Source organism: Paenibacillus sp. 01T47 (assembly GCF_056398245.1).
In genome coordinates this window covers 14,316-27,671 of record NZ_JBFTPA010000002.1, presented here as the reverse complement: position 1 = coordinate 27,671, position 13,356 = coordinate 14,316, and the positions used below count along the sequence as shown (strand labels likewise).

General features: G+C 38.9%; 14 protein-coding genes. All 14 read left to right on the top strand.

All coding sequences use genetic code 11. The features are described 5' to 3' along the window. Positions 1 to 102: 102 nt before the first annotated feature. The 14 genes from AC1DOV_RS04075 (at position 103) to AC1DOV_RS04010 (ending at position 13,010) form a co-directional block, all read left to right on the top strand. Positions 103 to 582, top strand: coding sequence for an RNA polymerase sigma factor (locus AC1DOV_RS04075; RefSeq protein WP_076266020.1), 480 nt, complete (start codon positions 103 to 105; stop codon positions 580 to 582). Positions 583 to 584: 2 nt separating this feature from the next. Then, positions 585 to 1,169 carry a hypothetical protein gene (locus AC1DOV_RS04070; RefSeq protein ID WP_477549243.1) on the top strand — a complete coding sequence of 195 codons (585 nt, stop codon included), beginning with the start codon at positions 585 to 587 and terminating at the stop codon, positions 1,167 to 1,169. Positions 1,170 to 1,653: 484 nt separating this feature from the next. Beyond that, positions 1,654 to 2,724 (top strand): polysaccharide deacetylase family protein, encoded by a 1,071-nt coding sequence (locus AC1DOV_RS04065; protein WP_477511158.1) that lies wholly within the window; start codon positions 1,654 to 1,656, stop codon positions 2,722 to 2,724. Between the two features lie 260 nt (positions 2,725 to 2,984). After that, the gene (locus AC1DOV_RS04060; protein WP_477549242.1) at positions 2,985 to 3,926 is read left to right on the top strand and encodes a hypothetical protein; all 942 of its coding nucleotides are present in this window, start codon (positions 2,985 to 2,987) and stop codon (positions 3,924 to 3,926) included. 644 nt (positions 3,927 to 4,570) lie between these two features. Then, positions 4,571 to 5,095, top strand: coding sequence for a GNAT family N-acetyltransferase (locus AC1DOV_RS04055; protein ID WP_477549241.1), 525 nt, complete (start codon positions 4,571 to 4,573; stop codon positions 5,093 to 5,095). A gap of 22 nt (positions 5,096 to 5,117) precedes the next feature. Next, positions 5,118 to 5,564 carry a DinB family protein gene (locus tag AC1DOV_RS04050; RefSeq protein WP_477549240.1) on the top strand — a complete coding sequence of 149 codons (447 nt, stop codon included), beginning with the start codon at positions 5,118 to 5,120 and terminating at the stop codon, positions 5,562 to 5,564. A gap of 222 nt (positions 5,565 to 5,786) precedes the next feature. Beyond that, positions 5,787 to 7,055, top strand: coding sequence for a glycosyltransferase family 39 protein (locus AC1DOV_RS04045; protein WP_477549239.1), 1,269 nt, complete (start codon positions 5,787 to 5,789; stop codon positions 7,053 to 7,055). 42 nt (positions 7,056 to 7,097) lie between these two features. Further along, positions 7,098 to 7,583 carry a DUF5412 family protein gene (locus AC1DOV_RS04040; protein WP_477549238.1) on the top strand — a complete coding sequence of 162 codons (486 nt, stop codon included), beginning with the start codon at positions 7,098 to 7,100 and terminating at the stop codon, positions 7,581 to 7,583. 435 nt (positions 7,584 to 8,018) lie between these two features. Next, on the top strand, positions 8,019 to 9,287 hold the full coding sequence (locus AC1DOV_RS04035) for an FAD-binding protein (RefSeq protein WP_477549237.1): 1,269 nt from the start codon (positions 8,019 to 8,021) through the stop codon (positions 9,285 to 9,287). A gap of 74 nt (positions 9,288 to 9,361) precedes the next feature. After that, the gene (locus tag AC1DOV_RS04030) at positions 9,362 to 9,841 is read left to right on the top strand and encodes an SRPBCC family protein (RefSeq protein WP_477549236.1); all 480 of its coding nucleotides are present in this window, start codon (positions 9,362 to 9,364) and stop codon (positions 9,839 to 9,841) included. 96 nt (positions 9,842 to 9,937) lie between these two features. Further along, a complete protein-coding gene (locus tag AC1DOV_RS04025) occupies positions 9,938 to 10,249 on the top strand; it encodes an ArsR/SmtB family transcription factor (protein ID WP_339209257.1) in 312 nt (103 codons plus the stop codon). Between the two features lie 988 nt (positions 10,250 to 11,237). Next, positions 11,238 to 11,552: a hypothetical protein gene (locus AC1DOV_RS04020; protein ID WP_477549235.1), complete on the top strand. Its 315-nt coding sequence runs from the start codon at positions 11,238 to 11,240 to the stop codon at positions 11,550 to 11,552. A 52-nt stretch (positions 11,553 to 11,604) separates the two neighbouring features. Beyond that, entirely contained in the window at positions 11,605 to 12,387 is a 783-nt protein-coding gene (locus tag AC1DOV_RS04015; protein WP_477549234.1) for a (S)-benzoin forming benzil reductase, read from the top strand. 17 nt (positions 12,388 to 12,404) lie between these two features. Beyond that, entirely contained in the window at positions 12,405 to 13,010 is a 606-nt protein-coding gene (locus tag AC1DOV_RS04010) for a dienelactone hydrolase family protein (protein WP_477549233.1), read from the top strand. Positions 13,011 to 13,356 lie beyond the last annotated feature (346 nt).

Below are 13,356 nucleotides of genomic sequence, written 5' to 3'. Positions count from 1 at the left end.
AAACCTTTTTGCTCCCTTTTAAAGCAATTGTCCCAATTTTTTTTTACAGCGTGAAAAATAACGGGCTGCTCGATTGTATTACTAGTGAAAGGGGGACATCAAGTGAACGATTCATATGAGCTCAATGAATCCGTCCGCAAAGCCGTGGTCAACTATTCCGACAGCCTGGTCAAGATAGCTTTCGCTTATCTCAAAAATATTGCTGACGCGGAGGAAGTAGCGCAAGAAGTATTTCTAGCCTATCTCCAAAAATCCCCCGTCTTTGATAGTGATGAACATGAGAAAGCCTGGTTAATCCGTACAACTATCAATAAATGTAAAAACTTGCTCAAGACGGGGTGGTTTAAGAGTCGAAACCCCATACCGGACAACCTGTCTAACCTGCCGAAGGATGAATACATGGTCATGCAGGCTGTATTATCATTGGATAAAAAATATCGGGTCCCGATCCATTTGCATTATTACGAAGGTTATTCCTTGGAAGAAATAGCGGATATACTTCATGCCAAACCTGCGACGGTAGGTACTTGGCTCGCTCGAGGGCGTAAACAGCTTAAAGAAGTTATAGGCGGTGATTTGTGAGAATGAAAAAATCAAGTTATAAATCGGCCATGTCCAAAGTGAAAATAAGTGAAGACTTTCAAGAACGTACACTTGAACGCTTAAGCCTGGAGAAGCACAAACAAATCGACAACAATAATAACAACATACGAAATGGAGAGATTCCTATGAAAACAGTTCATTCTAAAGTAAAGAAAAACAAAGTGATGATCTGGGCAACCAGCATTGCGGCTTGTGCGGTATTGACTCTGAGCATTAATGCAGTAAACCAAGACGCAGGCAGTACTTCTCCTGGTGCGGTCACGAAAAATCCAAGCGGCACCATTGAGAATAATGGTCCTGGACCGGCGACCTCAGCAAAACACAGGGTAAACATTGATGGTGTGATTGATGAGGTAAGTACCGACGGCCAAAGCTTTCGAATTGGCGAATTGTGGGTGACAGTTACGGAAAAAACGACTTACGGCATAACAGGCCCAACAGCTCCTGATATTTCAGAGCAGCTGGTAAGCAAGGAATTTAAAGTGGGCAACACGGTATCTGGCTTCACTTCGGAAGACGTCACGAGCGGAAAAGTAACAGCCGACGTCATTTTCAATAATTTTTGATATAGCTGCTGTTAGCATACTAACCGCATCCTCCTATGGGTGCGGTTTTTTGCTAGCATAATATAAAATAGACGATCATAAATCAAAAAAAGACCGATCAACATCAATGCTTGTTGGGATCACTCCGTTTCCAGTGTCCACCACAAAAAGCTAAGTTTTTTACAGTAGGAACTAAATTCTTACAGGTAAACGATAAAGAAACGTTTTGTTAAAATAATTATTGTAATCGCTTTCAAGTTAATATATGGAAGGAAGTGAGGCTCGAGCAGCCTATTGCAGGCTTTACAGCATCATGTGAGACTAAATGCAATTAAAGAAGAGGAGGTATACAGATGAAATAATTGTAACCTCCGATGACGGACATGGGACGCTTACCTAGACTATTTAGAAATTCAGTAAAAACACTGAATCTAGTAGAGAGAGTTAAGCAGAACGGAGTGGCGCGAACAACCATACTTGTATGTTTATACGAGGAGGTACTACCATGTTCAAAGCAAAACTAATAAAAGGGGCAGCGGCCCTAGCACTTTTCAGTTCGTTATTCTCCATCCCGATAATGCCTATTGCCAGTGCAGCCGATGCCAACTGCCCGAACGGATATGTAGGTCTGACATACGACGATGGCCCAAATGCCAGTAACACTACATCACTGCTCAATGCTCTGAAGCAGGCCGGTTTGCGTGCAACGATGTTCAACCTTGGGCAAAACGCCCAAAATAACCCGTCACTCGTGCGGGACCAAGTGAATGCGGGCATGTGGGTCGGAAACCACTCTTATACACATCCTCACATGACCACATTGAGCAGCTCGCAGATGTCATCGGAAATTACGCGAACACAACAAGCGATCCAGTCAGCTACCGGAGCTGCACCAAAATTGTTCCGCCCGCCGTACGGCGAGACTAACGCTTCTTTGAAGTCAATCGAGAGTCAAAATGGGCTAACCGAGGTGCTGTGGAACGTTGACTCACAGGACTGGAATGGCGCCACCACCGCACAGATCGTAGCCGCTGCGGGCAGACTGCAGAACGGCGATGTCATCCTGATGCATGATCAATACCAGACTACGCTCCAAGCGATCCCCCAGATTGCTCAGAATCTTAAGAGCCGGGGACTTTGCCCTGGTATGATTTCAACAAGCACCGGCCGGGCGGTTGCGCCTGACGGTGGCGGTACAACTACTCCTCCAAGCACAAGTACAAAAAAGGAAGCCGAAAGCATGACCAAAGCTGGTCAGTACACCGGGAATATCAGCTCGCCGTTCTCTGGTGTTGCTTTATACGCCAACAATGATTTGGTCAAATACACACAGAATTTCACGAGCGGAACTCATAGTTTCTCACTCCGTGGTGCTTCAAATAATTCCAATATGGCCAGAGTTGACTTGAAAATAGGCGGGGTGACGAAAGGGACCTTCTACTTCGGAGGCAGTAGTCCCGCAGTCTATACCATAAGCAATGTCAGCCATGGAACCGGTAATCAAGAAATTGAGCTCGTTTGCACCTCCGATAACGGGACATGGGATGTTTACATTGATTATTTGGAAATTCAGTAAATAACTCGAACCAGTAAAGGATACGATTTAGTTATTGATTTAAATTCAAATCGTATGTTCCACTAAATCCCGGCGGGATCTTCTCCGTCGGGATTTTTGTGATTAGCCCTGTTGAAAAAACTGAATAAAACTTATCGTCATTTTTCAAGCTAAAAGATTGATCATTTATAATATTGGTTTAGTTCTTGACCTAAAGTAATGTCACCCCATATAATTATCCATTAATAACCAATAGAATGAGGTCAAGGAGAGTGAAGTTAATGGAAACTACCCTTACAGCCGATCTTGAAAGAATACTGCGAAAACTTGATCAAGCTGATTTAATTAATCTTTTAGTTGATCGGATACCCTCCAGTGACTTGAATTCACTTCTCTTAAAAGTATTCAGCGAGAAAACAAAGACATCTTCTCCAAATGATCTACTTAAAAGATACAAGAATAACCGTTTTGTACACCCAGCTGACGTCGATGTGCTCTTACTTAAGAGGATGGAGTTGGATGTTTTAGTTATTGCTTCAAAACATTCTTTTTCGCCAATTCAACTATCTCCCGTAGCACCATTGGGCTGTGCTTCTGTGCTAGGAACAGTTGATCAAAACAAAGCAATTTCCGCGTTAAGAGGAACGGAGGTTGTATCAGATGCAACCAATCTCTTAGCCCTGCATATCAGTAATTTACTTAAAACAATTGATTCAAATGATAAGAGAGATAATTTTATTCGCTTCTGTACAACCCATAGGCATGTCCGAGCGCAATTCTTTGGAGATGCTCCAGGGATGCTGCCTCATTTCCATTTATTTTGTATGGTGACGTCTGGATTAGATGAAGGTTCCTATAGCTTCGAAAAACACTCATTATGGGAGCATATTAAAGTGTACCAAAGTATATTTAAAACGCTGTTTGGATCTGACATCGAGATCATTATAAGTGAACGAAGTGGTTACAAAGATTCGGCTGGCTTAGTCTCAAGGATTATAAAACATGGAAATGAATTGTCATTGAATGTGTCGGTAAGTACAGGAGAGCCGAATATGGAAAACCAGTATTACAAAGGAATGCAATTCACAATAAAGACAGTAATCGGCGAAACGGAGTATTTTATTGGAGATGGCGGCTTTGTAGATTGGACACAAAATATGTTAGGCAGCAGGAAAGAGCGGCTTTTAATTAGTGCAATTGGTCTGGATAGGCTCATTTTGTGAAGTTCCGGCCTTTCTAAAAGGACTCGAAATTATTGAATTCCTACTAAGCAGGTGATTATCATTTTTGAGAAGATGTATGCTGCAAACGTAATGGATTCATTGACTTATCTTTTCATCTTTATTAGGACTGATCCAACGAACCCTTTACTTTTTCAACTTTTACTCAAGTATCGATGCTGGTTACATAAAGAAACCAAATTTAATTTTCGCTCAATTAAGAGGTTACTAAATGAGTTGAGTTTAATTGAAGATCCTCGATACAAAGCAACTATTATCTCAAAACTCAAAAGAATAAGGTTGTACAATAGGGTTCATAACATAGAAAGGATATATCAAAGCATGGGTCCGATCAAATACATAATAGAAAGTTTAATACATGTGATTGATCAACAGGATACAAATAAAATAAGCATTATGTCTAGTTCAGTCCATAATTATCCATCATTCATTTTAGGTAAATACAAATGCAACTCTGTAGATTTCTGGAATGAACAGATTTGCTTTTACAATAGAAATTATCAAAGTGACTTCATGAGTGATTGGAAGTATTTGTTTTTTGAATATTATCCGAAGCATGAGCAATCACTATTGCGTTAACCATCAAATGGGAATTCATATTAATATTATAAAAATGGAGTGATTAAGTGTTTCCAATTCTAGAGACAGAAAGATTGCAATTGAGAGAAATTGTTAAAGAAGATGCTCATAGCATCTTTCATTGCTTTTCCAATCATGATGTGACACGATATTATGGACAAGATACGTTAACAAATATCAAACAAGCAGAACCGTTCATTGCGTTTTTCGCGAAAAGCTACCAAGAAAATCGAGGCATTCGATGGGGAATTGAAATAAAAGGTAAAAAAGAAATGATCGGGACCATCGGTTTTAATGTTTTGTCTTTAAAACATAAGAGAGCTGAGATAGGCTATGAGCTTCATCCTGATTATTGGGGAAATGGTTATGCAACAGAAGCCATTTCAAAAGTTATAGCATATGGTTTTAGCGAACTTGGGTTAACACGAATTGGCGCGATTGTTTTTATTGAAAATAAAAAATCCAATCAAATATTAACAAAACTAGGTTTTGAAAAAGAAGGGATTTTGAAAAACTATATGTATCAAAATGGTGTTGCCTATGATACAAACATTTACTCTTTGATAAAGTGAAGTTAATGAAAGGATGGAATCAATGAAAACAATTCAAAAGATGTATGAACATCTAAACTGGGCAAATCAACGTATTCTAGAAACTTTGCAAAATGTAGTAGTCGAGGATCAACTGGTGCGGTTATTTTCTCATATTCTATATGCCGAACAAGTTTGGATTGCTAGAATACAAGGAATGGACAGTTCACAAATGCCTATCTGGTCAGTTGGTGATCTAGAATCCTGTGCAACACTTATTAAACAAAATGAAGAAAGCTTCAAAAATATTCTCACTAAAATCACAAACGCTGACTTAGATAACTTAGTATCATATTCAAACAGTAAAGGTAAAGAGTTTATAACTTCCACACGAGATATTTTAACTCATGTAGCACTACATGGTCAGTATCATCGAGGACAAATTAATTTACAAATTCGAGCAAATGCTTTTGAACCCGTCAACATTGATTATATTTCTTTTGTGAGATAGAAATATCAATAGTTACGATTTGAATTACAGGTAAACGATAGTTATACTTTAGTTCTGGAGCAGTTTGCCATGGCAGCTGCTCTTTATTATTTATTAATACAAAGGTTCGTATGGCTCCAATACTTGGTCATAGTGATATATGATGAAGAAGGTCTGTACCCCTCGTATTTGTAAGAGAAAGGTGTGTAAATCCTGTTTAAGCTTAATCATGTCTCTCTTCCTATGCGCACTACTTTATTCATTAATATCGTTCTCGTTTTTTCGATTAGCACCGTTTCTGTTCTGTTGTATGGCGATCACTTTCTCATTGGGTCATATGATAAACAAAATAATGACGATGTCAAATATGTAAATAGCGCTAAAATTTTATTGAATAAGCACACGATTGCTTATAACAGCGGCGATGAGCCGTCTGCTTTCATCATGCCAGGAATGCCAGTTGTACTGGCTGGTCTCATGCTCATCTTCGGACAAGGAGATGGAGGGATTGTGGCATTCCGAGTCCTTATGGCAGCCCTTCAGGCGTTCTCGATCTATTTGATTTTTATAGCGGCTAATCAACTGTTTAATAGTAGAGCAGCTATAATAGCCAGTATCGCAACTGCGCTTTATTTGCCCGATTATTTTTCTTCAGGCGCCATTTTGTCGGAGACAATGTTCCGTACGCTGTTCATATTGCTTATTTGCTTTAGCCTTCTTGCTTTAAGGAGACAGGAAACGAGGTATTACATTATTTCGGCCGCTATTGTTGGGCTAGCATGTTATTTCAAACCGCATGCGGTACTTTTTCCCGTTGTCTGGTTCATTTTATGGCTTGTGCAAAAGATATCTTGGAAAATTATAGTGAAGTATACAGCAGTTATTTCGCTAACGTTGATCCTTTTGCTATCACCATGGTGGATACGGAATTACGTCACATTTGATAAATTCATTCCATTCACACAGTCAGCAGGCAATCCGATGTTATTAGGCGCTCTTATTAACAACAAGGCACCTTCAAAGGCCTTCTTCGACACCCATCTAGAATACGAGGGCATCAGTGAAAATTTATTTGCAGGCTCAGATGCTGCTCAAGCCGAAACGGCACAAAAAATTGTAAGCTTCGGCTTTACAAATCAGCCTTTAAAATACTTGAAATGGTATACGATTGATAAAGTTTTTGGATTATATGCGGCTCCTTATTATTGGAAAACGGTATTTGGTGTAAATATTTGGATCGCGGGCATCTATCATGTCGTATTTATGCTATTTGGAGCAGCAGGTTTACTGATTACGCTTAAGCGAGCCTTCCGGCAAAAGGAGATTGCTTATTTGTTTTTATTGCTTTCACTGGCCTATTTTACATTAATCTATATTCCTTTTGTCGCATTCAATAGGTATGGTTACCCGAATGTGTTTCTTTTCTTTATGAGCGCAGGTTTTTTTATCGACTGGGCGATTGCAAAGTATCAAAGTACGAGTGTGAAAAATCATGTCACTGCCAACCTTTAAAGGCTTCAACACACACGGGAATCGAAATGGATGGGAGGCTTTATGAAAAAAAGATATGCTTTCATGCTATTTATAGCAATCAGTATTTTATTTTTAATAGGATATAATAGATATTTTTATAGTTTTCAAGCTCTTAATAATAATGCTGTCATATTTAGTGGTCCGACCAAATCTCCGAATGGCGAATATAATGCAAGTGCATATTATATCCCTTACGGTGGCGCAGCAGGTGGCGTTTTGTATCTTGTCGAGGTTGAAGAAATCCAAACGGGCAAGAAAAAAACGATTTATTCAAGCAATCATAAAGACATTTTTTCTATGAATTGGAAATCCGCAGAAGTTCTTAAAATTAAAAATGAAAGTCTAGAATATAATGACCATAGGAATATAGAGTTGAATGTGAAGTCCGATATTTATGAAGAATCTGGCGCTGCTTGTCGAAGTCTATTGTTAAAAGGAAAGTTTGAAAATTGTTATAAGGCCGATGACATTCAGGTGCCATTTATTCTTAAAATGATTGGTTTCTGAAAAGAGACACGGAACTCCACAATTTGAAATTACGATTGTTAAGATACATTGGCTTGATTAATTATGGTTTTAGTATTTAGCATACTTCATGTTGCAAACGGTACACCAATGCTTAAGGCTCAAATTATTATGAGAAAAGGTACAGCCCCTCTAAAAATATGAGGAGTTGTACCTTTAGTTTTTTCTATAGCTGCTTTTTTAATTGGTAAAGCATTTTTTACAAATCGTTTGCTATTTCATTAATCCTTTAATGAAAATAGATATTTTAGGAACATAGATAAGCATGAGAGACCTAGGGGCATTACAGGTAAAATTGATGTAATGTTCACCAGAACTAGTCACCGTGCAGGATACTTCCAAAATATATAGAATGTTTTTATAACATATCGATATTTTTGACAAATCTTTCATCAGATGTAGTGGGGGTATATGTTTATGGAAAATAATCGAAATTGGGCAGGTAACTATAGGTATAGCGCATCGGAACTCCATGTTCCGGAAACATTGGAGCAAATACAAGAAATAGTAGCACGTAGCAATCGAATTAAGACACTTGGCACTCGTCATTCGTTCAATGGAATCGCTGATTGTAACGAAAACCTCATCTCTCTTCAAAAGTTTAACCGAATCATTGCATTAGACACTAAACACAATAAGGTTACAGTCGAGGGAGGTATTAGATACGGAGATCTGTGTCAATATCTGTATGAATTCGGTTATGCTTTGCACAACTTGGCGTCGTTGCCCCATATTACAATAGCAGGCGCATGCCAAACGGCCACACATGGTTCCGGTGACCAGAATGCTAATCTTGCTTCGGCGATTCATTCCATGGAAGTTGTCAAAGCGGATGGGAATAAGGTCGTATTCTCCCGTGATCAACAAGATGGGCTTTTTGCCGGGGCGGTAGTGGGGCTTGGAGGGCTCGGGGTTATTACGAAAATCACTCTAGATATAATCCCCACATTCCAGATGAGTCAATATGTATTTGATCATTTGCCTTTAGTTCAACTTAAAGACCATTTTGACGAAATATTCTCTAGCGCTTATAGTGTTAGTCTTTTTACGGATTGGAAAACGTCTACATTCAATCAAGTCTGGCAAAAGCGTAAGTTACCAGATCTTGAACACGCTGAAGTGGAATCTGAATTTTTTGGCGCCAAGCTCGCAAGTGTACCACGACATCCAGTGCCAGGTTATTCTGCAGAGAATTGCAGTGAGCAGCTTGGTATTCCGGGGCCATGGCATGAAAGGCTACCGCACTTCCGCATGGATTTCACGCCAAGTGCCGGAGAGGAACTACAGAGTGAATATTTTGTGCCGCGCAAAGATGCCTATCAAGCACTATGTGCGATTGACCGGATACGTGATTTCATATCGCCACATCTTTATGTGTCAGAAGTTCGTACGATTGCAGAAGACAATTTGTGGATGAGTCCTTGTTATAAGCAGGAATCCGTTGCTTTTCACTTTACATGGAAGGCGGATTGGGAGGCGGTCCGACAAATCCTTCCGATGATCGAGGAACAAATTGCGCCTTTCCATGCTCGCCCACATTGGGCAAAGCTGTTTGCCACGCCACCTGCCCATCTTCAATCATTATATGAGAAGTTGCCTGACTTTCGGCAATTACTACTTCAAAACGACCCTCAAGGAAAGTTTTGCAACGACTTCTTGAAAAACTACATTATGGAGAAACATTAATTCCTTTACAGTTATATAACCATATGGTAATGTATATAATATAATATGGAAATTATAACTTTGGAGGGGATTGAATGGACGGTAAACTTCTACAATATGAAGGAAGAAGTGTGGTTCGGTTCGAGCGTTACCTGAATCATCCGATAGAAAAAGTATGGAGGGCGATAACTAGTCCCAATCAGATTGTCAATTGGTTAACTGCGCATGCTGAATTTGATTTGATCGTTAACGGAAAGATTACATTTCGTTGGGAGAATGGGGATCTGGTACATGGAAAGTTCATTATGGTCAATCCCCCAAATGAGCTCGAGTACACTTGGATAGAGAAGACTTCAGGAGAATCAGTGGTTCGATGGGAGCTGCATGACGATGATAAAGGATGCCATCTTCACCTGACTCATACGTTTTACGAGCCCGCTGAAGTTGCTGATTTTCTGGCAGGCTGGCATGTGCATCTAGACATGATTGATATGATTCTTCATGAAAAGCATGTCGACTTCCCTTCGGATCTTTTTAAAGAGTTGCGCAAGAAATATGATTCGATAATGAATTGAGTTGTAAAGGAAGACAATGCTGATGCTCTTGGAGCGATTAGCACATCAAATTAAAATCCATTGTCGGTTACGCATTCGAGTGGAGAGGACCAAGTGATGAGTAATAATATATTTGAAGTTTTGTCGGAACCGCACAGACGGTCTATGCTGGATCTATTGCGCATTCGCGAGCGATCAGTTGGTGAACTTGTAGATAAGTGTCAATTGAGTCAACCAGGTGTTTCTAAGCATCTAAGAGTATTGCGAGAAGCTGGATTGGTAGAGGTACGATCTGTATCCCAAAAAAACATCTATTCCTTACGCCCAGAGCCGCTTCAAGAAGTCGATAAGTGGCTGGAGTCTTATCGTCATTTCTGGTCCAGCAAGCTTGACGATCTCCAGTCCTTCCTTGACCAAGAAGAAGAATAGATACTTGATTAGAACTTACATTGACCATGATAAAGTCAGGAGATTATCCTGGCTTTTTCTGTGTTACACCATAGATGAAGATAGAGATTCGAAATGATACATTTTTTACAAGTAAAAAGTAGAACAAGAGGAGAACTTTAATGGAAAAAATCGATTCTTATTGAACTAACGGAAAGCTAAGAACAATGATAATTGTGGATGAGCAGGCGCTTCGGCGGTCTGCTTATTTTTTTATCTTAACAAGTAGTGGAGCAAGAAGTAAGACGGGGTACTATTAATGATAGAACTATTCATTACGACGGGAATGGGGATATAATTCAGGAAACAATAACACTTTTTTAGCAATTTTCGCTTCTTGTCCTTAAGAATTAGAATAATTCATGAGGCTAACAAATAACACAAAGTAAATTTTTCATATTGAAAATTTCAATTGGGATGAAGGGGGAGTACCGTTGGAGAGAGTTCATGATGCTGCATTAAATAGTTTCTGGGTTGCAGTGGTTGTTTCGTTGATCCTTATGTGTTTTTATCCGCTGAACTTCTTAATTGAGGTCCATATGATGTTCTTTGTGTACGTGCTCCTATTGTTGATATTGTCACTGTGGATATTAATTCTTTTGTGCTTATGCCCTGCTTTTTATTTAATTGATCTGTTATTCAGAATTAAAAAAAGGAGATTATTTTCGTCCATGCTTGCTCACGCATTTACCGGGTTGATGATTTCCACAATGATTTATTCCCTCTGTGTCGGCAAATTAGAATGGAATTACTTCTACTGCGTACCCGGAATCCTAAGCGGCTTTCTGTTCCCAGTAATGGAGCGTTGGAATTAGAGTATCATTTCTTGCTTTTGCAGAAAGGATTGAACTACTTGAAGCCTATTATCATTTTGTACATATTGCTTCTGTTCGTAATGGGATGTCAAAGCAAAGAGGACAATTCAATAATTAAGGAGGTTTCGTCCGATTCCCTTACAGTTCGAGTCAAAGTGGAAAGAGAAGAAGCATCAAAAATTAAAATTCATACCGAATTGGTGAATACAGGCGATAATTTCATTGGGATCATCCATGGCGACCCTTTGACTGGAGCAGTCGTCGGAGAGCGATCTAATCGCCCAGATATTATTTATAGTTTTGTTGGTATCTCAAAGTCATTAGCTAAGAATGAAGTATACAGTTTCGATAAGGACAAAATGATTAATATTACACCTGAAGAACAAATTCTTTACACTGAAACCATATTTTCGATTAATGGTGAAAGGAAGACCATAGAATTAAATATTAATTTAGATGAAGTTGATTAAAAAGTATCTTTGAATTCCTAATTCAAAACTTTAAAATTGGAGGCGCATATTTATGGACTATTTTATAATAACCGGCACATCAAGAGGAATTGGACAAGCTATTGCAGAGCAACTTATCTCATCAGAGCACTATTTATTTTGTATTTCACGCGAAAGAAATCATTCGTTAACAAACAAAAGCAAGAACATAACCTATTTAGAATTTGATTTACACGACATTGATCAAATCGAGGCGTTAATGAACCGAATTTTTTCAGAAATTGATCTGTCTAAAGCCACTGGTGTTTATCTCATAAACAATGCTTCTATGATCGCTCCTGTTGCATTTATTGATTCGGCTGCTGTTAACGAAATAACAGGAAACATTCATGTTAATCTGCTCGCACCTATTTTACTGACTTCTACATTTATGAAGCATACGAAAACCTTTTTAGGCAAAAAGCGCATTTTAAATATATCATCCTCCTCAGCCAAACATCACCACCCTGGCATGAGTCTTTATTCGGCATCCAAAGCAGGCTTGGACGTATTCACTCAATGTGTCGGTCTTGAACAAAGCCACACCCAAACACCTGTCGGTATTATTTCTATCTGGCCAGGAATGATTGATACGAATTTGCAAAAAGAAGCAAGAACTCAAGACCAAGCAGCTTTCCCGTCTGCACAGCTATTCGGAAAGGCCAAAGATGCCGGCATGCTGACGACACCAGAAGAAACCGCACAACAAATAATAGCGTTTTTGTTTACAGAGCATTTTGAACATGGTGCTATCGTTGATATTTATGACTATTCGAAGCTTCAACAACATGTTGACACTCCAAACAAAAACACTTAACAAAGGCGGCTGAAATAATGATGAGCATAATTAACGGTTCTGAAACTTTAATCATAGTCATTCATGAAATCTATGGCATTAACCGTCATATGCAACATATTTGTCAATCACTAGCGGATCACAATTTTGATGTTATTTGTCCAAATCTTTTGGAACAAGAAGTACCTTTTGACTATGCAAAAGAGGAAACTGCATATCGTCATTTCGTAGAAAATGTAGGCTTTATTAAGGCTTCGAACCAAATTAAGCATCTCGTATCCGACAAGAGGGCTAATTATAAAAAAGTTTTTCTTGCCGGATTTAGCGTAGGAGCAACAACTGCTTGGTTATGTTCAGAGGAAGCAGAGGTTGATGGGATAGCAGCATACTATGGTTCACGCATTAGAAACTACACGGAATTATTACCTAAATGTCCAATGATATTATTTTTCCCACAAGAAGAATTGTCGTTTCATGTAGATGAATTAATTTCGATTTTAAGCAAAAACGATGCGAATGAAATCCATAAATTTAGCGGACAACACGGCTTCAGTGACCCGTATTCTCATAAATACAATGAACAATCCGCACAAAAGGCCTTTTCTGAGATGGTAGGCTTTTTCCATAACATAGAACGATTGTGATCCCATCGTAGGAAGCAAATACATTTGGTTGTTTGTAGACTGCCTGTTAACGGAGTTTAACTTTAAGAGGGCTATCATCGGTAATTTTACAGTAACTATTTTATTATTGGGGCGATAGAGTGGAAGAGAACAATTCATATCCTAATAGGACCCGAAGGTGATATGAAGTAACGGAGCCCGGCACGAGCTCTGCTTTTTAATGCGATAATGTTAGAGGGAAATCAAAAAAGAACCTGGATAATTTTATCAGGTTCTAAACATTTGCATATAAACAAACACGATGATATAATCGTTTCACGTCTTCGGAAATAATTTTGAACATAAATGTTACATCTTACAATTTTAT

Bases quoted from the DNA above. Each gene is read 5' to 3' on its own strand.
- AC1DOV_RS04070 (WP_477549243.1), top strand. From the start codon at position 585: ATGAAAAAATCAAGTTATAAATCGGCCATGTCCAAAGTGAAAATAAGT.
- AC1DOV_RS04065 (WP_477511158.1), top strand. From the start codon at position 1,654: ATGTTCAAAGCAAAACTAATAAAAGGGGCAGCGGCCCTAGCACTTTTC.
- AC1DOV_RS04060 (WP_477549242.1), top strand. From the start codon at position 2,985: ATGGAAACTACCCTTACAGCCGATCTTGAAAGAATACTGCGAAAACTT.
- AC1DOV_RS04050 (WP_477549240.1), top strand. From the start codon at position 5,118: ATGAAAACAATTCAAAAGATGTATGAACATCTAAACTGGGCAAATCAA.
- AC1DOV_RS04045 (WP_477549239.1), top strand. From the start codon at position 5,787: ATGCGCACTACTTTATTCATTAATATCGTTCTCGTTTTTTCGATTAGC.
- AC1DOV_RS04040 (WP_477549238.1), top strand. From the start codon at position 7,098: ATGAAAAAAAGATATGCTTTCATGCTATTTATAGCAATCAGTATTTTA.
- AC1DOV_RS04035 (WP_477549237.1), top strand. From the start codon at position 8,019: ATGGAAAATAATCGAAATTGGGCAGGTAACTATAGGTATAGCGCATCG.
- AC1DOV_RS04030 (WP_477549236.1), top strand. From the start codon at position 9,362: ATGGACGGTAAACTTCTACAATATGAAGGAAGAAGTGTGGTTCGGTTC.
- AC1DOV_RS04025 (WP_339209257.1), top strand. From the start codon at position 9,938: ATGAGTAATAATATATTTGAAGTTTTGTCGGAACCGCACAGACGGTCT.
- AC1DOV_RS04015 (WP_477549234.1), top strand. From the start codon at position 11,605: ATGGACTATTTTATAATAACCGGCACATCAAGAGGAATTGGACAAGCT.
- AC1DOV_RS04010 (WP_477549233.1), top strand. From the start codon at position 12,405: ATGATGAGCATAATTAACGGTTCTGAAACTTTAATCATAGTCATTCAT.